The organism is Streptomyces ardesiacus (assembly GCF_003112575.1).
Lineage (GTDB): Bacteria > Actinomycetota > Actinomycetes > Streptomycetales > Streptomycetaceae > Streptomyces > Streptomyces ardesiacus.
This window is the reverse complement of record NZ_BEWC01000002.1, coordinates 459,932-480,016: the sequence shown is the minus strand read 5'-3', so window position 1 is coordinate 480,016 and position 20,085 is coordinate 459,932. Positions and strand designations below refer to the sequence as shown.

20 protein-coding genes and 1 pseudogene are annotated in these 20,085 nt (G+C 71.8%); 9 read left to right on the top strand and 12 right to left on the bottom strand.

Annotation, left to right across the window (positions count from 1 at the left end; genetic code table 11):
- Positions 1-165: 165 nt before the first annotated feature.
- On the bottom strand, positions 166-924 hold the full coding sequence (locus Sdi02f_RS09225; RefSeq protein WP_167458145.1) for a SigE family RNA polymerase sigma factor: 759 nt from the start codon (positions 922-924) through the stop codon (positions 166-168).
- A 208-nt stretch (positions 925-1,132) separates the two neighbouring features.
- On the opposite strand from Sdi02f_RS09225, the gene afsQ1 reads away from it, so the two are divergent.
- The 5 genes from afsQ1 (at position 1,133) to Sdi02f_RS09200 (ending at position 4,948) form a co-directional block, all read left to right on the top strand.
- Entirely contained in the window at positions 1,133-1,810 is a 678-nt protein-coding gene (gene afsQ1, locus Sdi02f_RS09220) for a two-component system response regulator AfsQ1 (protein ID WP_003974066.1), read from the top strand.
- On the top strand, positions 1,807-3,399 hold the full coding sequence (locus Sdi02f_RS09215; RefSeq protein ID WP_030400390.1) for an ATP-binding protein: 1,593 nt from the start codon (positions 1,807-1,809) through the stop codon (positions 3,397-3,399). The genes afsQ1 and Sdi02f_RS09215 overlap by 4 nt, the downstream gene beginning before the upstream one ends.
- Positions 3,399-4,010 carry a hypothetical protein gene (locus tag Sdi02f_RS09210; protein ID WP_030400389.1) on the top strand — a complete coding sequence of 204 codons (612 nt, stop codon included), beginning with the start codon at positions 3,399-3,401 and terminating at the stop codon, positions 4,008-4,010. Before Sdi02f_RS09215 ends, Sdi02f_RS09210 begins: the two co-directional genes overlap by 1 nt.
- Before the next feature lie 87 nt (positions 4,011-4,097).
- Complete coding sequence (locus tag Sdi02f_RS09205) at positions 4,098-4,649, top strand: VanZ family protein (protein WP_030400388.1); 552 nt, start codon at positions 4,098-4,100, stop codon at positions 4,647-4,649.
- A gap of 95 nt (positions 4,650-4,744) precedes the next feature.
- Positions 4,745-4,948, top strand: coding sequence for a PspC domain-containing protein (locus tag Sdi02f_RS09200; RefSeq protein WP_030400387.1), 204 nt, complete (start codon positions 4,745-4,747; stop codon positions 4,946-4,948).
- Between the two features lie 80 nt (positions 4,949-5,028).
- Here the strand turns inward: Sdi02f_RS09200 and Sdi02f_RS09195 are convergent, their stop codons facing one another.
- Complete coding sequence (locus Sdi02f_RS09195) at positions 5,029-5,397, bottom strand: hypothetical protein (protein WP_030400386.1); 369 nt, start codon at positions 5,395-5,397, stop codon at positions 5,029-5,031.
- Positions 5,398-5,537: 140 nt separating this feature from the next.
- Complete coding sequence (locus Sdi02f_RS09190; protein ID WP_030400385.1) at positions 5,538-6,707, bottom strand: adenosine deaminase; 1,170 nt, start codon at positions 6,705-6,707, stop codon at positions 5,538-5,540.
- Positions 6,708-6,853: 146 nt separating this feature from the next.
- Here Sdi02f_RS09190 and Sdi02f_RS09185 point away from each other — a divergent pair, with 146 nt between their 5' ends.
- Entirely contained in the window at positions 6,854-7,615 is a 762-nt protein-coding gene (locus Sdi02f_RS09185) for an alpha/beta hydrolase (protein ID WP_030400384.1), read from the top strand.
- 23 nt (positions 7,616-7,638) lie between these two features.
- On the opposite strand, the gene Sdi02f_RS09180 is transcribed toward Sdi02f_RS09185, so the two are convergent.
- Positions 7,639-8,592 carry a LysR family transcriptional regulator gene (locus Sdi02f_RS09180; RefSeq protein WP_030400383.1) on the bottom strand — a complete coding sequence of 318 codons (954 nt, stop codon included), beginning with the start codon at positions 8,590-8,592 and terminating at the stop codon, positions 7,639-7,641.
- 63 nt (positions 8,593-8,655) lie between these two features.
- Here Sdi02f_RS09180 and Sdi02f_RS09175 point away from each other — a divergent pair, with 63 nt between their 5' ends.
- Both Sdi02f_RS09175 and Sdi02f_RS09170 read left to right on the top strand, forming a co-directional pair.
- A complete protein-coding gene (locus Sdi02f_RS09175) occupies positions 8,656-9,963 on the top strand; it encodes an MFS transporter (RefSeq protein ID WP_030400382.1) in 1,308 nt (435 codons plus the stop codon).
- A gap of 129 nt (positions 9,964-10,092) precedes the next feature.
- Complete coding sequence (locus Sdi02f_RS09170) at positions 10,093-11,097, top strand: sigma-70 family RNA polymerase sigma factor (RefSeq protein WP_108933063.1); 1,005 nt, start codon at positions 10,093-10,095, stop codon at positions 11,095-11,097.
- Here Sdi02f_RS09170 and Sdi02f_RS09165 read toward each other — a convergent pair.
- Positions 10,990-11,376 carry an STAS domain-containing protein gene (locus Sdi02f_RS09165; RefSeq protein ID WP_078869318.1) on the bottom strand — a complete coding sequence of 129 codons (387 nt, stop codon included), beginning with the start codon at positions 11,374-11,376 and terminating at the stop codon, positions 10,990-10,992. The genes Sdi02f_RS09170 and Sdi02f_RS09165 overlap by 108 nt on opposite strands.
- Before the next feature lie 134 nt (positions 11,377-11,510).
- Here Sdi02f_RS09165 and Sdi02f_RS09160 point away from each other — a divergent pair, with 134 nt between their 5' ends.
- Entirely contained in the window at positions 11,511-12,431 is a 921-nt protein-coding gene (locus Sdi02f_RS09160) for an AEC family transporter (protein ID WP_030400379.1), read from the top strand.
- A gap of 1 nt (position 12,432) precedes the next feature.
- Here Sdi02f_RS09160 and Sdi02f_RS09155 read toward each other — a convergent pair.
- From Sdi02f_RS09155 to Sdi02f_RS09125, 7 genes and pseudogenes are all read right to left on the bottom strand, one after another.
- A pseudogene (locus Sdi02f_RS09155) lies at positions 12,433-13,016 on the bottom strand (Uma2 family endonuclease).
- Between the two features lie 96 nt (positions 13,017-13,112).
- A complete protein-coding gene (locus tag Sdi02f_RS09150) occupies positions 13,113-14,390 on the bottom strand; it encodes a thymidine phosphorylase (protein ID WP_174843337.1) in 1,278 nt (425 codons plus the stop codon).
- 30 nt (positions 14,391-14,420) lie between these two features.
- On the bottom strand, positions 14,421-14,813 hold the full coding sequence (locus tag Sdi02f_RS09145) for a cytidine deaminase (protein WP_030400376.1): 393 nt from the start codon (positions 14,811-14,813) through the stop codon (positions 14,421-14,423).
- Positions 14,810-16,084, bottom strand: a complete 1,275-nt coding sequence (locus tag Sdi02f_RS09140; RefSeq protein ID WP_108933062.1) for an ABC transporter permease — start codon at positions 16,082-16,084, stop codon at positions 14,810-14,812. The genes Sdi02f_RS09145 and Sdi02f_RS09140 overlap by 4 nt, the downstream gene beginning before the upstream one ends.
- Positions 16,081-17,205, bottom strand: a complete 1,125-nt coding sequence (locus Sdi02f_RS09135; RefSeq protein ID WP_030400374.1) for an ABC transporter permease — start codon at positions 17,203-17,205, stop codon at positions 16,081-16,083. Before Sdi02f_RS09135 ends, Sdi02f_RS09140 begins: the two co-directional genes overlap by 4 nt.
- Complete coding sequence (locus Sdi02f_RS09130) at positions 17,205-18,800, bottom strand: ABC transporter ATP-binding protein (RefSeq protein WP_030400373.1); 1,596 nt, start codon at positions 18,798-18,800, stop codon at positions 17,205-17,207. The genes Sdi02f_RS09135 and Sdi02f_RS09130 overlap by 1 nt, the downstream gene beginning before the upstream one ends.
- Positions 18,801-19,028: 228 nt before the next feature.
- Positions 19,029-20,078, bottom strand: coding sequence for a BMP family lipoprotein (locus Sdi02f_RS09125; RefSeq protein ID WP_108933061.1), 1,050 nt, complete (start codon positions 20,076-20,078; stop codon positions 19,029-19,031).
- Between the last annotated feature and the right edge of the window lie 7 nt (positions 20,079-20,085).

The window sequence follows — 20,085 nt, the reverse complement described above, 5'->3', positions numbered from 1 at the left end:
CCTCCAGTCCCGCTCCCTTTCCACTCCCCCGTGGATCCCCCGTGATCCCCGTCCCCCGTGTCCCCCGTCGTTCCCCCGTGGTGCTTCCCCGTGAGTAAGAGTCCGGGCCCCGCCCCCTGATACACCCCGGCTCGTACTTTTTTCACGGGGCCCCGCCCCCTGCCCTCAGGCGACCAGTTCGCCGAAGGCGTCCTCACGGTCACGGCCGAAGCTGAGGACCTCGTCCTCGCGCAGCCGGCGGAGCGACCGCCAGATGCTGGACTTCACCGTGCCGACGCTGATGTCGAGGATGTCCGCGATCTCCGGGTCGGTCCGGCCCTCGTAGTAGCGCAGGACCAGCATGGTGCGCTGGAGTTCGGGGAGCCGGGCCAGCGCCTGCCACAGGACCGTGCGCAGTTCGGTGCCGCGCATCGCGTCCGTGTCGCCGGGCGTCTCCGGCAGTTCCTCGGTCGGGTACTCGTTGAGCTTGCGGCGCCGCCAGGCGCTGATGTGCAGGTTGGTCATGGTGCGGCGGAGGTATCCGCCGACCGCCGCCTTGTCGCTGATCCGGTCCCACGCCCGGTAGGTCGAGAACAGCGCGCTCTGCAGCAGGTCCTCGGCCTCGAAGCGGTCGCCGGTCAGGTGGTAGGCGGTCGCGTACAGGGACGAGCGGCGCTCCTGCACGTAGGCGGTGAACTCCGCCTCCGACAGGGAGCGGCGCTCCCCCTGGTCCCCCGTCTTCCCCGCCTTCCCCGTCTTCCCCGCCTTCCCCGTTTCCCCCGTGTTCGCGTCAACCACCGTCATGTACGCGGTGTGCTGACGCCCGGTGCCGCGAGCGCACCCCCGCCCGCTCACGGCACCGGACTTCTCGGAACCCCGGTGTGCGTGCACGTCGTGCAGACGCGTGAGCACTGCGCTGGTGTTGGTGCCCTTCAGCGTGTTCATCTCGCGCCCCCCGTCGTGGACTGCCGGTTGCTTGTGACGAAAAGCTTGCCCCGGTGACTTCATGGCCGTGTCCGCCGACTGTCACAGAGCTGTCACAGGGGTCCGTCACCGTCGCACCACCGTTCCTTCACAGGGTCCGGCGGTGCGGTGGGACCCCATCCGCACCCACAGGTCGAACACCCACCCCCTCATGGGCCAGAATGAGCGCGTGCCTTCCCTGTTGCTGATCGAGGACGACGACGCCATCCGCACGGCCCTGGAGCTCTCCCTGACCCGCCAGGGCCACCGGGTGGCCACCGCTGCCAGTGGTGAGGACGGTCTGAAGCTGCTGCGCGAGCAGCGGCCGGACCTGATCGTGCTGGACGTGATGCTGCCCGGCATCGACGGCTTCGAGGTGTGCCGTCGCATCCGGCGCACCGACCAGTTGCCGATCATCCTGCTGACCGCGCGCAACGACGACATCGACGTGGTCGTCGGCCTCGAGTCGGGCGCCGACGACTACGTCGTCAAACCCGTCCAGGGCCGGGTCCTCGACGCCCGGATCCGGGCCGTACTGCGGCGCGGGGAGCGGGAGTCGACGGACTCGGCGAGCTTCGGCAGCCTGGTCATCGACCGCTCGGCGATGACCGTGACGAAGAACGGCGAGGACCTCCAGCTGACGCCGACCGAACTGCGGCTGCTGCTGGAGCTGAGCCGGCGGCCCGGACAGGCGCTGTCCCGGCAGCAGTTGCTGCGGCTGGTGTGGGAGCACGACTACCTCGGTGACTCCCGGCTGGTGGACGCGTGCGTGCAGCGGCTGCGCGCCAAGGTCGAGGACGTACCGTCGTCCCCGACCCTGATCCGCACCGTGCGGGGTGTCGGCTACCGGCTGGATCCGCCTCAGTGACCAAGGAACACCAGGGGGGTTCGCGCGGCCTGGCCGCGGCTCGCAAGGGCGTCTGGTCCTGGCTGCGCTTCACCAGCCTGCGCCTGCGGCTGGTCCTCGTCTTCGGTCTGGTCGCGCTCACCGCGGCCGTGTCCGCGTCCGGCATCGCGTACTGGCTGAACCGGGAGGCGGTGCTCACCCGCACCCAGGACGCCGTGCTGCGCGACTTCGAGCAGGAGATGCAGAGCCGGGCGGGCGCGCTGCCCGAGCACCCCACGCAGGACGAGCTGCAGCACACCGCGGGGCAGATGGCCAACAGCAGCCAGCGGTTCGCGGTGCTGCTGGTCGCCGAGGGCGCCGACGGCACGACGATGTACGGCAGTTCGGGCGGCCTGGGCGGCTTCGCGCTGTCCGACGTGCCCCAGTCGCTGCGCACGGCGGTGAACAAGGAGCAGAAGCTCACCTCGGCCAACAAGCACCCGTACCACCTGTACTGGCAGCGGATCACCGACGACGGCACCCCGTACCTCATAGCCGGCACCCGGGTGATCGGCGGCGGGCCGACCGGCTACATGCTCAAGTCGCTGGAGCCGGAGGCCAAGGACCTGAACTCGCTCGCCTGGTCGCTGGGGATCGCCACCGCGCTCGCCCTGCTCGGCTCCGCACTGCTCGCGCAGGCCCTGGCGACGACCGTGCTCAAGCCCGTGCACCGGCTCGGGGTCGCGGCGCGGCGGCTGGGCGAGGGGAAGCTGGACACCCGGCTGCGGGTGTCCGGCACGGACGAACTGGCCGACCTGTCCCGCACGTTCAACAACGCCGCCGAGAACCTGGAGAAGCGGGTCGCGGACATGGCGGGCCGCGAGCAGGCATCCCGGCGCTTCGTCGCCGACATGAGCCACGAACTGCGCACCCCGCTGACGGCGCTCACCGCGGTGACGGAGGTGCTGGAGGAGGAGCTGGAGTTCGCGGGCGAGGGCGAGGGCGGGAGCTTCGACCCGATGGTCGAGCCGGCCGTACGCCTGGTGGTGAGCGAGACACGGCGGCTGAACGACCTGGTGGAGAACCTGATGGAGGTCACCCGCTTCGACGCGGGCACCGCCCGCCTGGTCCTGGACGACGTCGACGTCGCCGACCAGATCACCGCCTGCATCGACGCCCGGGCCTGGCTGGACGCCGTCGAGCTGGAGGCCGAGCGCGGCATCCACGCCCGGCTCGACCCGCGCCGTCTGGACGTCATCCTCGCCAACCTGATCGGCAACGCCCTCAAGCACGGCGGGTCGCCGGTCAGGGTGTCCGTGGCGCGGGCCGACGACGAGATCGTCATCCGGGTGCGGGACAACGGGCCCGGGATCCCCGAGGACGTCCTGCCGCACGTCTTCGACCGCTTCTACAAGGCGAGCGCCTCCCGGCCGCGCTCCGAGGGCAGCGGGCTGGGCCTGTCCATCGCCATGGAGAACGCGCACATCCACGGCGGTGAGATCACCGCGGAGAACGCTCCGGAGGGCGGCGCGGTGTTCACGCTGAGGCTGCCGCAGGATCCGTCCCCGCCCGCCGGGGAGGACCGTGCGGGCGGCGACGACCAGGGCAAGGACGCGAAGGGACAGGTCTGATGACCGTACGCCGGCTCTCGGCCCCGACCGGGCTCGTGGCACTGGCCGTGCTGCTGACCGGGTGCGGCATCCGCGCCACCGAAGTGCCCACGGACTACGGTCCCGCGCCCTCGCGGGTGCGCTGTTCGCTCTCCGAGCCGGACGTGGCCACGCGGCCGGCCGGCGGGCTGCCGGCGCGGGTGTTCCTGCTGTGCGGCTCCTCGCTGGTGGCCGTGGACCGCACGGTGCGGGTGCCGGACGGCACGTCGGACTCGGGGCGGCGGGTGCTGGTGGCCCAGGGACTGCTGAACGAACTGGCGCAGCAGCCCTCGGCCGCGGAGAAGGAGGCCGGGTACACCTCGGACGTGCGCCGCGGGATCACCGTGACGGGACCGCGCTCCGGCGACCCGGAGGACACGCTGCGGCTGAGCACCGACCCCGACGACCTCACCTCGTACTCCCTCGCGCAGGTCGTGTGCACCTTCTCCGACTCCGCCGCGGCCGAGGGCGACGGTTCCGTGGTCCTGGCCGGCCCCGCCGACCGGTCCGCGCGCCGCTACACCTGCACGGACGAGGTCCGTTCCCGGCCCGGCAGCAACGAACCGCCGGCCGAGGAGGTCCGGGCCGGCTGAGGCGCGGGCGGGGCCGTGTGGCGCAGGACTCACCCCTTCGGGGCACGGGCCGGAACCACGCGCCGCGCGGGTCGCGTCTAGGGGGGCGTGCAGCGTCATGGGTTCCTCGGCGGCAGCGTCGCGCTCCGCATCCGTGTGACAGGGAGCGTTCTCCTCGTCGCACATCTCGCGTTCGTCGCCTGGTACGCGCTGCGGCCGCTGGACGTCCCCTGGGTGCTGCCCCCCAACCTCGAACCCTTCGCCGGGATCCGTGCGGACCTGGCGCTGGGCGCGGCCGAGGCGGCGCGTTCGCTCGGCGGCGACCTGGCGCTGCTGGCGCCGCTGGGGGTCCTGCTGCCGATGGCCGGCGGGCGGCTGGCCGTCTCGCCGCTGGCCTCCCTGCTGCGCACCCTGGCCGCGGCCGCCCTGCTGGCGCTGGGCGTCGAACTGCTGCAGACCGGGGTGCCCGGTCAGGTCGTCGACATCGACTCGGTGCTGCTGAGCACGGTGGGCGCGGCTCTCGCGCACCTCGCCGTCGTCCCTGCGGGCCGGGCCCGGCTCCGTCGCCGGTACCGGCTGGAGGGGCGGCCGGACGTACCCCAGGAGGAGCCGGCTCAGGGTCGGACCCCGACGATTCCCAGGGTCGGTATCGCCCCGTAGAGCGACGCTTTGCGCCGTTCGTCTCCGTAGCGTGGAGGGCAGATGAAGGGGAAGCCGGAGGGCAGCCCCGCCCACACGCTCACGAAGGAGCCGCGATGTCCAGCCTCGCCCGCCCCACCCACGGCCGCATGATCGGCGGAGTGTGCGCCGCGCTGGCCCGGCGCTTCGGCACCTCCAACGGCACGATGCGGGTGATCTTCCTGGTCTCCTGCCTGCTGCCCGGCCCGCAGTTCCTGCTCTACCTGGCCCTGTGGATCCTGCTCCCGTCCGAGGAGAAGGCCGCCCGCACGGCCTGGTGACGACGTACCTCCCCTCTGGTACGCCGACGGGGCGCACCCGGTGTCCGGGTGCGCCCCTTCGGCGCGTGCAGGGGGGCGGGTCAGCCGCCGATCGGCAGGCCGTTGACCGGCAGGCCCTGGGTGGGCAGGCCCTCCAGCGGCACTCCGCCGAGCAGCTTGGCGACCGGCTTGGTCGGGCCCTCGGCGACCTGCTCTGCGACGAGCTGCTCGGCGACCGGCTGCGCGACGGTCAGACCGGTGTGGGAGACCTTGCGGCCCTGCTCCAGCACGTTGCCCGCGCCGGGCGCGACCTGGGAGACGGTCTCCGCGGGGAGGGTTCGGGCGACGGAGTCCACCGTCTGCGCGGCGTCCGGGAGCTCGGGGGCCGCGGTGGCCGCGCCGGCGCCGGCGGCGGCGAAGGCGGCACCGAGGGCGGCGACACCGAGGGTCTTGGCAGCAGACTGCTTCATGGAAATGCGTCCTCGTAATGGGGTGACGGGGATGTGAGCGGTGCTCGACGGTAAACACGCCCCACCCCCGGCGGCAAACATCGAAATGCGGACGGATTGTGAAAGCCCGGCCGCGATTCTGTATTACCGTCCCCGCCCGGTCAGCCCTCGCCCTCCGCATTACCGCTGGTGGAAGCGGTCTGCTGGAACAGCCATTCGGACTTCAGCTCGGCGTACCCGGGCTTGATGACGTCATTGATCATGGCCAGTCGTTCATCGAAAGGAATGAACGCTGATTTCATCGCATTGACGGAGAACCACTGCATGTCGTCGAGCGTGTAGCCGAACGCCTCGACCAGGTGCTCGAATTCGCGGCTCATGCTGGTGTGGGACATCAGCCGGTTGTCCGTGTTGACGGTGACCCGGAAGTGCAGTCGGCGCAGCAGCCCGATGGGGTGCTCGGCGTAGGAGTCGGCGGCTCCGGTCTGGAGGTTGGAGCTGGGGCACAGCTCCAGCGGGATCCGCTTGTCCCGGACGTAGGAGGCGAGCCGGCCGAGCTCGACCGAGCCGTCCTCGTGGACCTGGATGTCGTCGATGATGCGCACCCCGTGGCCGAGCCGGTCGGCGCCGCACCACTGGAGGGCCTGCCAGATGGACGGCAGCCCGAAGGCCTCGCCGGCGTGGATGGTGAAGTGGTTGTTCTCCCGCTTCAGGTACTCGAAGGCGTCCAGGTGCCGGGTGGGCGGGTACCCGGCCTCGGCTCCCGCGATGTCGAAGCCGACGACGCCGAGGTCGCGGTAGCGGTTGGCGAGTTCGGCGATCTCCAGGGAGCGGGCGGCGTGCCGCATCGCGGTGAGCAGGGCGCCGACCCGGATGCGGTGGCCGTTCTCCCGCGCGCGCCGCTCCCCCTCCCGGAAGCCCTCGTTGACGGCCTCGACGACCTCCTCCAGGGTCAGCCCCCGCTCCAGGTGCTGCTCGGGGGCGTAGCGCACCTCGGCGTAGACCACGCCGTCCTCGGCGAGGTCCTCGGCGCACTCGGCGGCGACCCGGACCAGGGCGTCGCGGGTCTGCAGGACGCCGACGGTGTGGGAGAAGGTCTCCAGGTACCGCTCCAGGGACCCGGAGTCGGCGGCCTGCCGGAACCAGGTGCCGAGCCGGCCGGCGTCGCTTTCCGGCAGGTCCGGGTAGCCGGTCTCGCGGGCGAGTTCGACGATCGTGCCGGGACGCAGCCCGCCGTCGAGGTGGTCGTGCAGCAGAACCTTCGGCGCGCGGCGGACGTGGTCCGGCGTCGGCGTCCTCGCACTGGTCTGCGCGGTGCTCTGGCTCGTCATTTCCGCACTCTAACTCCTACGCGCGTAGAGCACCGGGCGAACGGCCGGACGCGTGGAACGGGCACCCGGCTTCACGGACCGGCCGATATGTAACGGTGATGGCCTGGACGGGTTCCGTACACCCGGTCTTCTGAGAATGTTCTGTCATGGCACAGCAAGCGACGCCGGTCCGTCGGGCCCGGCTGGGACGGACGCCCGGTCCGGTGGGGGCGGGGGTGAGCGGTGCGGTGCTGCTGCTCCCCGGCGGCGAGGAGGTCTCCGACCGCAGGCCCTCCGCGCTGCTCGCGGCCGCGTCCGTACGCGCGTTGGGGCGCCGGCTGGCACACGCGGGGCGGGAGGAGGGGCTGGCCGCGCATGCCGTGCACTACCGCTACCGCGGCTGGAACGGCGCCGAGGCGCATCTCGCCCGGGACGCCGCATGGGCCGCGGACGAAGCCGTGCGGCGCTACGGCGACGTGCCGCTGTGCCTGCTCGGCATCGGCATGGGCGGCCGGGCGGCACTGCGGGCGGCCGGGCACGAGGCCGTCAACTCGGTGCTGGCGATCGCCCCTTGGCTGCCGGAGGACGACATGGCCGCGCCACCCGAACCGGTGAAGCAGCTCGCCGGGCGGCAGGTGCTGATCGTGCACGGCACGAACGACGGGCACAGCGACCCGGAGTTGTCGTTCCGGCTCGCCTCCCGGGCGAAGAAGGCGAACCGTTCCGTGTGCCGGTTCGAGGTGCACTCCGACGGGCACGGGCTGCGCCAGTACCGGGACGAAGTCGCCGCGCTGGCCGAGGACTTCGTGATGGGCGCGCTGTTCGGGCAGTCCTTCTCGCGCCCGGTGGAGGACGCCCTGGCCGCTCCCCCGCCGCTGGGGCTGCGGATGCCGCTCGCGGCGGGGTTCGGGAAGTCGTTGCGGCGGTAGTCCCGTGCCCGGCGGCCGGGAGATCAGGACGGCAGCAGGTTCCCCCGCCGCGACAGCAGGAACCTCTTGAACGCCGCGACGGGCGGCGTGTCCGTGCGTCCCGCCAGCCAGGCCACGCCGATCTCGCGGGCGGCGCGCGGGGCCGTGACCGTCAGTTCGACCACGCCGGGGCGGGGCACGGCGGGCGGCGGCAGCAGGGCGACGCCGAGCCCGGCGGCGACCAGACCGCGCAGCGTCTCCGCCTCCTCCCCCTCGAAGGCCACCCTGGGCCGGAAGCCGGCCTCCTTGCACAGGGCGTCGGTGATGCGCCGCAGGCCGTAGCCGGGCTCCAGGGTCACGAAGATCTCGTCGGCCGCCTCGGCGAGGCGGATGCGCCTGCGTCCGGCCAGGGCGTGGTCGGCCGGGACGACCAGGCGCAGTTTCTGCTCGTCGAGGCGGCGGGCGACCAGGTCGGGGGCGTCGGGGACCGGGGAGGTCAGGCACAGGTCAAGTTCCCCCGCGCGCAGGCGTTCCAGCATGGCCTCGCCGTAGTTCTGCACGAGGCTGAAGCGGACGCGGGGGTGGTCGGCGCGGAAGGCGTGCAGCAGGCCGGGGACGGTCTCGGCGCCCATGGTGTGCAGGAAGCCGAAGGCGACCTTGCCGGTGGCCGGGTCGGCGTCGGCACGGACCTCGTCGGCGGCGCGCTCGACCTCGGCGAGGGCGCGTTCGACGGAGCCGAGGAAGGTGCGCCCGGCGACAGTCAGCGCGAGGGTGCGGCCGCGGCGCACGAACAGGTCGACGCCGAGGTCCTCTTCGAGGCGCACGAGGGCGCGCGAGAGGGTCGACTGGGGGACGTTCATCTCCTGCGCGGCGCGGGTGACGTGCTCGGTGCGGGCCACGCCGGCGAAGTGCGCGAGGCGGGGCGCGAGCAGCGCGACGATGTCTTCCGTGTCACCGGACGGTGACACGCGGGGCCGTGAGCTTTGCTGATGCACCATGGGAACGATTATGGCCATTCCATGCATTGGACGGATGAGTAAGGGGCTTCGTACCTTCGGGGCATGACTCCCGCCGATACCGGGGCGTCCACCAGCGTGGACGCCGCGACCGCAGTCACCGCCCCCGACGACCCCGCCTCCTGCGACACGCGCGTGGCGCCGGGCGGCCCCGGCTACCGCCGGATGAGCCTCGCGCTGTTCCTGGCGGGCGTCGCGACCTTCGCGCTCCTCTACTCCACCCAGGCCCTGCTGCCGCTGATCTCGGGCGACCTGGGCGTCACGGCGAGCGACGCGAGCTGGACGGTGGCCGCCGCGACCGGGGGCCTCGCGGTGTTCGTGCTGCCGATGAGCGCGCTGTCGGAGCGGTTCGGACGGCGTACGGTCATGACGGCCTCGCTGGCCCTCGCCGTGACCGTCGGGCTGCTGGTGCCCTTCGCGCCCTCGCTGCCCGCGCTGGTCGCGCTGCGGGCGGTGCAGGGCGCGGCGCTCGCCGGACTGCCGGCCTCGGCGACGGCGTACCTCGCCGAGGAGGTGCGCCCGCGGGCGCTGGTCACCGCGATCGGCCTGTTCGTGGCGGGCAACAGCGTGGGCGGGATGAGCGGCCGGATCATCACCGGCTGGGTCGCCCAGGAGTGGGGCTGGCGGGTCGCGGTCGGGGTGATCGGCCTCGTCGCGGTGGCGTGCGCGGTGGCCTTCCGGCTGCTGCTGCCGGCGCCGAAGCACTTCACGCCGGGCTCGCTGCGCCCGCGGGTCCTGGTCCGCACCGTGCGCGACCACCTCGCCAACCCGCTGCTGCGCCGGCTGTACGCGATCGGCGCGCTGTTCATGACGGTGTTCGGCGGCGTCTACACGGTGATCGGCTACCGCCTGACCGAGGCGCCCTTCTCGCTCCCGCAGGGACTCATCGGCTCGATCTTCCTGGTCTACCTGGTCGGCACGGTCTCGGCGTCGACGGCGGGCCGCCTGGTGGGCCGCCTCGGCCGCCGCGGGGCGCTGTACCTGGGCGCGGGCACGACGGCGGCGGGCCTGCTGCTGTCCCTGGCGCCGTCGCTGCCGCTGGTCCTGCTGGGCCTGGTGCTGATCACGGCGGGCTTCTTCGCCGGGCACGCGGTGGCCTCCTCGGCGGTCGGCAAGACCGCCCAGCACGGCCGTGCCCAGGCGTCGGCGCTGTACCAGTCCGCGTACTACGTCGGCTCCAGCGCGGGCAGCACGGTCGGCGCGGTGGCCTTCCACTCCGGCGGCTGGGCCGGGACGGTCGCGGTGGGGGTCCTCGCCGTGCTGGGGGTCGTGGTGATCACGGTCTCCGGCTCGCTGGCCGCCCGCCGGCAGACCGGCGAGGTCCCGGTGAAGGCGCTCGGGCTGTCCCGCTGAGGTCTCCACACACCCTCTGCGACCTGCGCCTTCTTTGACTGCACAGGCCATTGTCAGTCCCCTGCGGTAGCTTCCGGAGTGCGAGGCGCGAAGACGCGCACGACGGGACGCCACAGGGGTGGGTGGACGATGACCAACGGCACCGTGACCACGGAGCTGGATTCCGTGCTGGAGAAGCACCGGCCCGAGCTGACGGGGTACTGCTACCGGATGCTCGGCTCCTCCTTCGAGGCCGAGGACGCGGTGCAGGACACCCTGGTGCGTGCCTGGCGGAGCTACGACAAGTTCGAGGGCCGCTCCAGCCTGCGCTCGTGGCTGTACCGCATCGCGACCAACGTCTGCCTGGACATGCTGAGCGCGGGCAACAAGCGGGCGCGTCCGATGGACCTGACGGAGTCGACGCCGCTCGCCCAGGCCGCCCTGTCCCCCCGTCCAGACCACACCTGGCTGGAGCCGATGCCGGACGCGCGCGTGCTGCCGCAGACCGCGGACCCGGCCGAGGCCGCGGTCGCCAAGGAGTCCGTGCGGCTCGCCTTCATGGCCGCCCTGCAGCAGCTGCCGCCCAAGCAGCGGGCGGTGCTGATCCTGCGCGAGGTGCTGGCGTGGAGGGCGAGCGAGGTCGCCGAGCTGCTCGGCACGTCGGTCGCCTCCGTCAACAGCGCCCTGCAGCGTGCCCGCGCCACCCTCGCCGAGCGGGCGGACCGGGGGGCCGACGCGGCGGTCTCGGACCCGCTGGACGAGGAGCAGCAAAAGCTCCTGGAGCGCTACGTCGCGGCCTTCGAGGGGTACGACATGACGGCGCTGACGGCGCTGCTGCACGAGGACGCGGTCATGACGATGCCGCCGTTCGACCTGTGGCTGGCCGGTCCGGCGGACATCACCGGCTTCATGACCACGCTCGGCGCCGCGTGCGCGGGCTCCCGGCTGGTGCGGGTGGAGGCCAACGGGCTGCCGGCCTTCGCGCACTACAAGCCGGACCCGGAGGCGGGCGGCTTCGCGCCGTGGGCGGTCCAGGTGCTGGAGATCTCAGACGGCCGCATCACCGGGTTCCACTGCTTCCTCGACACCAAGCGGTGGTTCCCGCTGTTCGACCTGCCGCTCCGTCTCGAAGCGGAGGCCGACGAGGTCCAGTAGGGCGTGCAGGGCCGGGTCGGGGTCGCGCAGCCTGATCCGGCCCCCGGCCCGGCGGGCGGTGAGTTCCAGCCGGGCCAGCAGGTCGACGACTGCGAGCCCGGGCGGGCCCAGTCCGCCGACGTCGCAGACGACCACCCCGGCCCGGGTGGTTTCCAGCAGCGCGCGCACCTCGTTGCAGAACCGGCCCGTCTCCCCTCGGGAGACGGGCCCCGGCAGCACGAGCACGGCGGGTGTCACGGCGTCCACGTGCGGTAGACCCGGCGGGCCGGCGGAACTCATCGGTGCCGGGGCCGCCGGGGATCACATTGACCTGCGCGGGCCCTCCAGCAGAGGGTTCGCTGTATGCCCCACATACCTGGTCCCGTCTCCGCCGCGCCGCCCGGCCTGCGCCCCTTCGCGCGAGAGGGGGCGCCGTGCAGGGGGTGCTGACCGGGTTCGCGGTCATCGCGGTCGTCATCGGCGTCGGCTATGTGCTCGGCCTGCGCGGCCACCTCGGGCCCCAGGGCCGCGAGGTGCTGACCAAGCTCGCCTTCCACGTGGCGTCACCGGCCCTGCTGTTCACGACCCTCGCGACGGCCGACCTGTCGGTGGTCTTCTCCGCCCGGCTCCTGGTGACGGCCCTGTCCACGCTGGCGGTGGCCGGTGCGTTCGTGGCGGTGGGCGTCGTACGCGGCTGGGGCGTGGGCCGTACGACGATCGGCGCGCTCTGCTCCGGCTACGTCAACTCCGGCAACCTCGGCATCCCGATCGCCGTGTACGTGCTGGGCGACGCCTCGCTGGTGGCACCGGTGCTGCTGTTCCAGCTGGTGCTGGTGACGCCGGTGGCGGTGACGATCCTGGACCTGTCGCGCGGGGGTGCGCAGGGCTCCCTGTGGCGGCGGGTGCTGACGCCGCTGCGCAACCCGATCGCGCTGGGTTCGCTCGCCGGGGTCGCGGTCGCCGCGAGCGGCTTCGAGGTTCCGGGCGCGGTCATGGACCCGATCACCCTGATCGGCAACATGTCGGTCCCGGCGGTGCTGCTGGCCTTCGGCATCGGGCTGTGCGGCTCCACGATGCCGCTGCGGGGCGTGGAACGGCGGCCCGTGCTGCTCGCGGTCGCCCTGAAGGCGGTGGGCCAGCCGGCGGTGGCCTGGGCGCTGGCATCGGGGGTCTTCGGTCTGCGGGGTGCCCAACTGCTCGACGTGGTGGTGACGTCGGCGCTGCCGGCGGCGCAGAACCTGTACACGTACGCGTCGACCTACGGGGTCGGCGAACGCCTGGCCCGCGACGCGATCCTGGTCTCGACGGTGGTGTCCGTGCCGGTGCTGGTGGGGGTGGCGACGGTCCTCGGCTGAGTCAGGCCTCGGGGAACTCGCTGGTGTCGATGGTCAGGTCGAAGGGTGCGGGGAGGGTGAGGGGGTCGCCGAACTTCGCGGCGCCCAGCACCCGGTAGACGTCACCCTTCGGTTCGCCGTACAGCGTCGCGGTGGGGCCGCCGGGTGCCCAGCGGTCGACGAGGAGGTGGAGGGGGATCCCCGCGGTGGCGTAGGCGGCGGGCTTGCTGACGCGGTCGTGCCGGGCGTTGGACTTGGAGGTGACCTCGACGACCAGTTCCGCGAGCGCGGCGGGAATGTGGGCGTCGGACTCCGTACGGTCCGGCAACCGCGTCACCACGAGATCCGGGAAGAGCATCCCGAGGCGGGACGGAACGGCGATCGCCAGTGTCTGAAAGATCTCCCGGTCCTCCGGGATCACCGGGTAAAACGTCGCTGAATGCGTGCGGCGATCACATTGTGAGGCAGTCCCGGAGCCGGTGACACGGTGATGATCCCCTCGATGATCCCCACCTTGCTGCCCTCGGGCCAATCCATCTCCTCCCAGAACCGGACGAGGTCGTCCCAGTTCTGGTCGGGCTCCTGGCTCACGGTGAGTGCGCCCATGGCGAGTTCTCCTATCGGTGCGTCACCGATCCCAGCATGCCGAACGGGACCGGCACTGGTCTCCGATCCCGTTCACCCGAAAGATGAAACCGCAGGTCAGGCGATACGCTCCCGCACCACCGGCGAGGCGGTGAAGGCCGTGCCCGCCGGAGCCACGTCGTACGCGCCCTCCACCGCCGCGAGCGCGTACGCGAAGCGGTCCGGGGTGTCCGTGTGGAGGGTGAGGAGGGGCTGGCCCTCGCTGACCGTGTCGCCGGGCTTGGCGTGCAGTTCGACGCCCGCGGCGGCCTGCACCGGGTCCTCCTTGCGGGCGCGGCCCGCGCCCAGGCGCCAGGCGGCGACGCCGACGTCGTAGGCGTCGAGGCGGGTCAGGACGCCCGAGGAAGCGGCCTTGACGACGTGCTGCTCCTTCGACGTGGGCAGGGGCGCGTCCGGGTCGCCGCCCTGGGCGCTGATCATGCGGCGCCAGACGTCCATCGCGGAGCCGTCGGCCAGCGCCTTGGCCGGGTCGGCGTCCTTCAGGCCGGCCGCGTCGAGCATCTCGCGGGCCAGGGCGAGGGTCAGCTCGACCACGTCGGCGGGGCCGCCGCCGGCCAGGACCTCGACCGACTCGCGGACCTCCAGGGCGTTGCCCGCGGTCAGGCCGAGCGGGGTGGCCATGTCGGTGAGGAGCGCGACCGTCCTCACGCCGTGGTCGGTGCCGAGGCCGACCATCGTGGAGGCCAGTTCGCGGGCGTCCTCGATCGTCTTCATGAAGGCGCCGGAGCCCACCTTCACGTCCAGGACCAGGGAGCCGGTCCCCTCGGCGATCTTCTTGGACATGATGGAGGAGGCGATCAGCGGGATCGCCTCGACCGTGCCGGTGACGTCCCGGAGGGCGTAGAGCTTCTTGTCGGCGGGGGCCAGGCCGTCACCGGCCGCGCAGATCACCGCGCCCACCCCCTCCAGGACGTTCAGCATCTCCTCGTTGGAGAGCAGGGCGCGCCAGCCGGGGATCGACTCCAGCTTGTCGAGCGTGCCCCCGGTGTGGCCGAGGCCGCGGCCGGAGAGCTGCGGGACGGCCGCGCCGCAGGCCGCCACCAGGGGGGCCAGCGGCAGCGTGATCTTGTCGCCGACGCCGCCCGTGGAGTGCTTGTCGGCGGTCGGGCGGGACAGGGACGAGAAGTCCATGCGCTCGCCCGAGGCGATCATCGCGGCCGTCCAGCGGGCGATCTCGCCGCGGTTCATGCCGTTGAGCAGGATCGCCATCGCGAGCGAGGACATCTGCTCGTCGGCCACCTCGCCGCGCGTGTACGCGTCGACGACCCAGTCGATCTGCTCCCCGCTGAGTGCGCCGCGGTCCCGCTTGGTGCGGATGACGGAGATGACGTCCATGGCCATGTCGGGCTGTCCTTACGAGAGTTACTACTTGGTGAGGTGGTCGGGGCCGAAGGCCTGCGGGAGCATCCGGGACAGCGGCAGGATCCCCTCCGGGGTCTCCAGCAGCAGCTCCGGGCCGCCGAACTCGAACAGCAACTGCCGGCAGCGGCCGCACGGGACGAGTACCTCGCCCTGGCCGTCCACGCAGACGAAGTGCGTCAGCCGGCCCCCGCCGGTCAGCTGCAGCTGGGAGACCAGCCCGCACTCGGCGCACAGGCCGACGCCGTAGCTGGCGTTCTCCACGTTGCAGCCGGTGACGGTCCGGCCGTCGTCGACCAGCGCGGCCGCGCCCACGGCGTACCCGGAGTAGGGGGCGTACGCCCGGGACATGGCGTCCCGGGCCGCCGTGCGCAGCGCCTCCCAGTCGGGCCCGGTCACTTGCCCTGGCCCTTGCGGTACTGCATGCCGTCCGCCTTGGGCATCCGCAGCCGTTGCGCGGACAGGGCGAGGACGACGAGCGTGACGACGTACGGCGTGGCGGAGACGACCTGGTTGGGGACCTCGTTGGTGCCGGCGTACCAGGCGAAGACCAGGGCGCCGACGACGAAGGTGATCGCGGCCTTGACGTACTTCTTGCGGACCGCCAGCCAGATGGCGCCGACGAGGAGCAGCAGCGCGCCGAGCAGCAGCAGGGCGTGCACGTTGGCGGAGCCGCCGCGCAGGTTGAGGCTGTCGGTGTAGCCGAAGAGACCGGCGCCGATGGCGAGGCCGCCCGGCATCCAGTTGCCGAAGATCATCGCGGCGAGGCCGATGTAGCCGCGGCCGCTGGTCTGGCCCTCCAGGTAGAAGGGGTTGGCCACGATGGAGAGGAAGACGCCGCCGAGGCCGGCCAGACCGCCGGAGATGATCACGGCGAGGTACTTGTACTTGTAGACGTTGACGCCGAGGGACTCGGCCGCGATGGGATTCTCGCCGCAGGAGCGCAGACGCAGGCCGAACGGGGTGCGCCACAGGATCCACCAGGTGGCGGGGATCAGCGCGACCGCGAGCAGGGTCAGCCAGGAGACGTTCGTGACCAGGCCGCCGAGCAGGCCGGCGATGTCCGAGACGAAGAACCAGTGCTGGTTGTTGAGGCTCTCCAGCCAGTCCGACAGCCCCGGGATCGAGAAGTGCCCGAGGGAGTCGACGGGCGGGGACTGCTTGGCCGAGCCGCCCTGGTGGCCCTCGAAGGCGAGCGGGGCGAGGTAGCGGGTGGCGCCGAGGGCGAGGATGTTGATGGCCACGCCGGAGACGATGTGGTTGACGTTGAAGGTGATCGTCACGATGGCGTGCAGCAGGCCGCCCAGGCAGCCGCCGACGATGCCGACGAGGACGCCGGTCCACGGACCCCACTGGAAGCCGGCCCAGGCACCGAACCAGGTGCCGAGGATCATCATGCCCTCGAGGCCGATGTTGACGACGCCCGCGCGCTCGGCCCACAGACCGCCCAGACCGGCGAGGCCGATCGGTACGGCGAGCTGGAGCGCGGTGGACATCTGGCTGACGTTGGTGATGCCGTTGGCGCCGGTGATGAGGCGGACGATCGAGGTCAGCGCCAGGGCTCCGGCGATGACCAGCATCAGCACGGGCAGCGACATGCGGCGACCGGTCGGCGCCGTGGGCTGCAGCGAGGGCTGGTTGACGTCGGTCGCTGTGGTCGGAGCGGTCATCGGCCGGCCACCTCCTTCTTCGAGTTGTCGGTGGCGCCGAGGACGTGGCCGGCGGCCAGCTCCGCGCCGACCCGGCGCTGCTGGCGGCGCAGGCCCCACTCACGGACGGCCTCGTAGGAGACGACGACCGAGAGGACGATCAGGCCCTGCATGATGACCGCGATCTCCTTGTCGTAGCCGTGGAAGTCCAGCTCGGGCGAGGCCTTGTCGAGCCAGGCCCACAGCAGGGCGGCGAAGGCGATGCCGACCGGGCTGTTGCGGCCGAGCAGGGCGATGCCGATGCCGAGGAAGCCGATGCCGGTGGGGAAGTTGAGGCTGTAGGTGTGCGTGTCGCCCATCAGGATGGGCAGGCCCGCGAGACCGGCGAGGCCGCCGGAGATCAGCATCGCGGTGAGCACCATGCGCTTGGGGTCGACACCGCTGGCCGCGGCGGCGGACTCGGAGGCGCCGGAGGCGCGCAGGTCGAAGCCGAAGCGGGTGCGGTTGAGGACGAGCCAGTAGCCGATGCCGAGGAGGACGGCGAGGATCACCAGGCCGTAGATCTCGCCGGAGGCGCCCATGTCGATGCCGGGGATCCAGCCGGACTCGTGCATCTCGCCGGTGGTGTTGTTGTTGCCGATCTTGACGCCGAAGACGTCGGGCAGCCAGAGGTAGCCGATGACGGCGGTGGCGATGGAGTTGAGCATGATCGTCGCGACGACTTCGCTGACACCGCGGGTGATCTTCAGGACGCCGGCGATGCCGGACCAGAACGCGCCGGTGAGGACGGCGGTCAGCAGCAGCAGCGGGACCTGGAGGGCGGCCGGCAGGTCGGCGTGGGCGCCGACGATCGCGGCCGTCATGGCGGCGAGCTGGTACTGGCCGTCCACGCCGATGTTGAACAGGTTCATCCGGAAGCCGATGGCCACCGCGAGGGCCGCGATGTAGTACATCGACGCCTGGTTGACGATCAGGACCTGGATGTCCGAGAAACCGGCCTGCTCGAACATCAGGGCGAACGGTTCGACCGGGCTCTTGCCCGACGCGACCAGGACGATCGCGCTGAGCACGAAGGCCACGGCGAGCGCGATGACCGGTCCGGCCACCGCGAGGAGCACGCGCTCCTTGTCGAACTTCTTCATCAGCGGGCCTCGTCTTCCAAAGACTCGGGGGACGCCGCGGACTTCGGGGAGTCGGTCGCGCCGGCCGGGGTCTCGGGGATCTCTTCGTCTTCCAGGTGGCCGGATGCGGCGCCGGTCATCGCCGAGCCGAGAGCCTCGGGGGTGATGGTGGCCGGGTCGGCGTCCGCGACCAGCTTGCCGTCGTAGATCACGCGGAGGGTGTCGGACAGGCCGATCAGCTCGTCCAGGTCCGCGGATATCAGCAGCACGGCCAGGCCCTCGCGGCGGGCCTCGCGGATGTGGTCCCAGATCGCGGCCTGCGCGCCGACGTCCACGCCGCGCGTGGGGTGGGCGGCGATGAGGAAGCGCGGGTGGTGGCTCATCTCGCGGCCGACGATCAGCTTCTGCTGGTTGCCGCCGGACAGGGAGGCGGCGGTGACGTCGATGCCGGGGGTGCGGACGTCGTACGTCTCGACGATGCGGCGGGTGTCCTGCTGGGCGTTCTTCAGGTCCAGCCAGACGCCCTTGCTGTTGGGCTTCTCGGTGACGTGGCCGAGGATGCGGTTCTCCCAGAGGGGGGCCTCCAGGAGCAGCCCGTGGCGGTGGCGGTCCTCGGGGATGTAGCCGACGCCCTGCTCGCGGCGCTTGCGGGTGGGCAGCGCGGTGATGTCCTGGTCGAGGAAGCGGATGGTGCCGGAGTCGGCGTGGCGCAGGCCGATGAGCGCGTCGACCAGCTCGGTCTGCCCGTTGCCCTCGACACCGGCGATGCCGAGGACCTCACCGGCGTGGATGGTGAAGGAGATGTCGTCGAGCAGGGCCTTGCCGCCCGGCGCGGACAGCCGCAGCGCCTCGACGGTGAGGACCGCGCGGTCGGTGACCGTGGACTCCGCCGTCTCCGGCGTCGGCAGCTCGCTGCCCACCATCAGCTCGGCGAGCTGACGGGGCGTGGTCTCGGCGGGGACGGCCGTGCCGACGGTGGTGCCGCGGCGGATGACGGTGATGTCGTCGGCGACCGAGAGGACCTCGCCCAGCTTGTGGGAGATGAAGATGACGGAGAGGCCCTCGGCCTTCAGCTCGCGCAGGTTGTCGAAGAGGGCGTCCACCTCCTGCGGCACCAGGACGGCCGTGGGCTCGTCGAGGATCAGCGTGCGGGCGCCGCGGTAGAGGACCTTGAGGATCTCCACGCGCTGGCGGGCGGCGACGCCGAGCTCCTCGACCAGGACGTCGGGGCGCACGCCGAGGCCGTAGCGCTCGGAGATCTCCTTGATCTTCCGGCGGGCCCTGGAGCCGATGCCGTGGAGCTTCTCGCTGCCGAGGACCACGTTCTCGAGGACCGTGAGGTTGTCGGCGAGCATGAAGTGCTGGTGGACCATGCCTATGCCGCGGGCGATGGCGTCGGCGGGCGAGGAGAAGGAGACCTGCTCGCCGTCGATCGCGATGGTGCCCTCGTCCGGCTTCTGCATGCCGTAGAGGATCTTCATCAGCGTCGACTTGCCGGCGCCGTTCTCGCCGACGAGGGCGTGGACGGTGCCCTTGCGGACGGTGAGGTGGATGTCGTGGTTGGCCACGACGCCGGGGAAGCGCTTGGTGATCCCGGCGAGTTCGACGGCGGTCACCGGTTCGTTGACCGCCGCTCCGGCCGGAGGGCTGCTGGACGCGTTGATGGCGCACTCTCCTGGGGACGGGGGCCGTCTACGCGCGTAGCGCCCCTACGGCATCTCAAAGCGGCGGCGGCACATCGACACGACGGGGTACGGGGAGACACGCCCCGGAGGGCGCTCTCCCCGTACCCCGCCGAGCGGCTGGGCCGGCGCGGTTGCACGCAGTGCGAGGTGGTGCGGGTGTCAGGGGGTGTCCTTGACCTTGATCTCGCCGCTGATGATCTTCTCCTTGGCCGACTTGATGGCTGCCTGGAGCTCGGCGTCGTCCGCGAACTTCGGGTTGGAGTCCGAGAGACCGACCTCGCCGGACTTCAGATCGCCCCGAACGATACCGGTCTCCGGCTTGCCGTCCTCGACCGACTTCGCGAGGCTGTACACGGCCTTGGCGACGTCCTTGGTGGCCGAAGTGAGGATGGAGTCCTTGTACTTGGCGAGGGCTTCCTGCTTGTACTGGTCGGAGTCGACGCCGATCGCCCAGATCTTGTTGGCGGCGGCGGCCTCGATCACGCCCTGGCCGGAGAGACCGGCCGCCGCGTAGACGACGTCGGCCTTCTTCTCTATCTGGCCCTCGGCGGCGGTCTTGCCCTTGTCGGGGCTGGCGAAGCCGCCCTCCTCCGCGGTCTGCGTCAGGTACTGCGAGACGACCTTGACCTTCGGGTCGGTGTCCTTGACGCCCTGCTCGTAGCCGGCCTGGAACTTGTGGATCAGCGGGACGTCCACACCGCCCACGAAACCGACCGTCTTGGTCTTGGTGCTCTTGGCGGCGGCGACACCGGCCAGGTAGGACGCCTCCTGCTCGTTGAAGACCAGGTCCGCGACGTTCTTCGCCTCGATCGTGGCGTCGTCGACGATGCCGAAGGTGGTGTCCGGGTACTTCTCCGCCACCTTCTTCATGGCGGCGGCGTACGCGTAGCCGACGCCGACGACCGGGTTGTAGCCCTGCTTGGCCAGGGAGGTCAGGCGCTGCTCCTTGTCGGCGTCGGTCTCGCCGTCGGTGGGCTCGACGTCGGCCGTGTCGTAGCCGAACTCCTTCTTGGCCTGCTCCAGACCGGCGTACGCCGCGTCGTTGAAGGACTGGTCGCCCTTGCCGCCGACGTCGTACGCGATGGCGAGGCCCTTGTCACCCTTGGACTCCGAGCCGGAGTCGGTCGAGGTGCCACCGCAGGCGGCGAGGGCGAGGGCCAGGGAGGCGGTCGCTGCGCCTGCGACCGTGATCCGGGAAATCCGGCGCATGTCTGGT

Excerpts from the sequence above, each read along its gene's own strand:
- Sdi02f_RS09135 (WP_030400374.1), bottom strand. The coding sequence starts at position 17,205 with ATGAAGAAGTTCGACAAGGAGCGCGTGCTCCTCGCGGTGGCCGGACCG.
- Sdi02f_RS09200 (WP_030400387.1), top strand. The coding sequence starts at position 4,745 with ATGTCCAGCCTCGCCCGCCCCACCCACGGCCGCATGATCGGCGGAGTG.
- Sdi02f_RS09195 (WP_030400386.1), bottom strand. The coding sequence starts at position 5,397 with ATGAAGCAGTCTGCTGCCAAGACCCTCGGTGTCGCCGCCCTCGGTGCC.
- Sdi02f_RS09150 (WP_174843337.1), bottom strand. The coding sequence starts at position 14,390 with ATGGACGTCATCTCCGTCATCCGCACCAAGCGGGACCGCGGCGCACTC.
- Sdi02f_RS09180 (WP_030400383.1), bottom strand. The coding sequence starts at position 8,592 with ATGGTGCATCAGCAAAGCTCACGGCCCCGCGTGTCACCGTCCGGTGAC.
- Sdi02f_RS09125 (WP_108933061.1), bottom strand. The coding sequence starts at position 20,078 with ATGCGCCGGATTTCCCGGATCACGGTCGCAGGCGCAGCGACCGCCTCC.
- Sdi02f_RS09185 (WP_030400384.1), top strand. The coding sequence starts at position 6,854 with ATGGCACAGCAAGCGACGCCGGTCCGTCGGGCCCGGCTGGGACGGACG.
- Sdi02f_RS09175 (WP_030400382.1), top strand. The coding sequence starts at position 8,656 with ATGACTCCCGCCGATACCGGGGCGTCCACCAGCGTGGACGCCGCGACC.
- Sdi02f_RS09165 (WP_078869318.1), bottom strand. The coding sequence starts at position 11,376 with ATGAGTTCCGCCGGCCCGCCGGGTCTACCGCACGTGGACGCCGTGACA.
- Sdi02f_RS09140 (WP_108933062.1), bottom strand. The coding sequence starts at position 16,084 with ATGACCGCTCCGACCACAGCGACCGACGTCAACCAGCCCTCGCTGCAG.
- Sdi02f_RS09190 (WP_030400385.1), bottom strand. The coding sequence starts at position 6,707 with ATGACGAGCCAGAGCACCGCGCAGACCAGTGCGAGGACGCCGACGCCG.
- Sdi02f_RS09210 (WP_030400389.1), top strand. The coding sequence starts at position 3,399 with ATGACCGTACGCCGGCTCTCGGCCCCGACCGGGCTCGTGGCACTGGCC.
- Sdi02f_RS09170 (WP_108933063.1), top strand. The coding sequence starts at position 10,093 with ATGACCAACGGCACCGTGACCACGGAGCTGGATTCCGTGCTGGAGAAG.
- Sdi02f_RS09225 (WP_167458145.1), bottom strand. The coding sequence starts at position 924 with ATGAACACGCTGAAGGGCACCAACACCAGCGCAGTGCTCACGCGTCTG.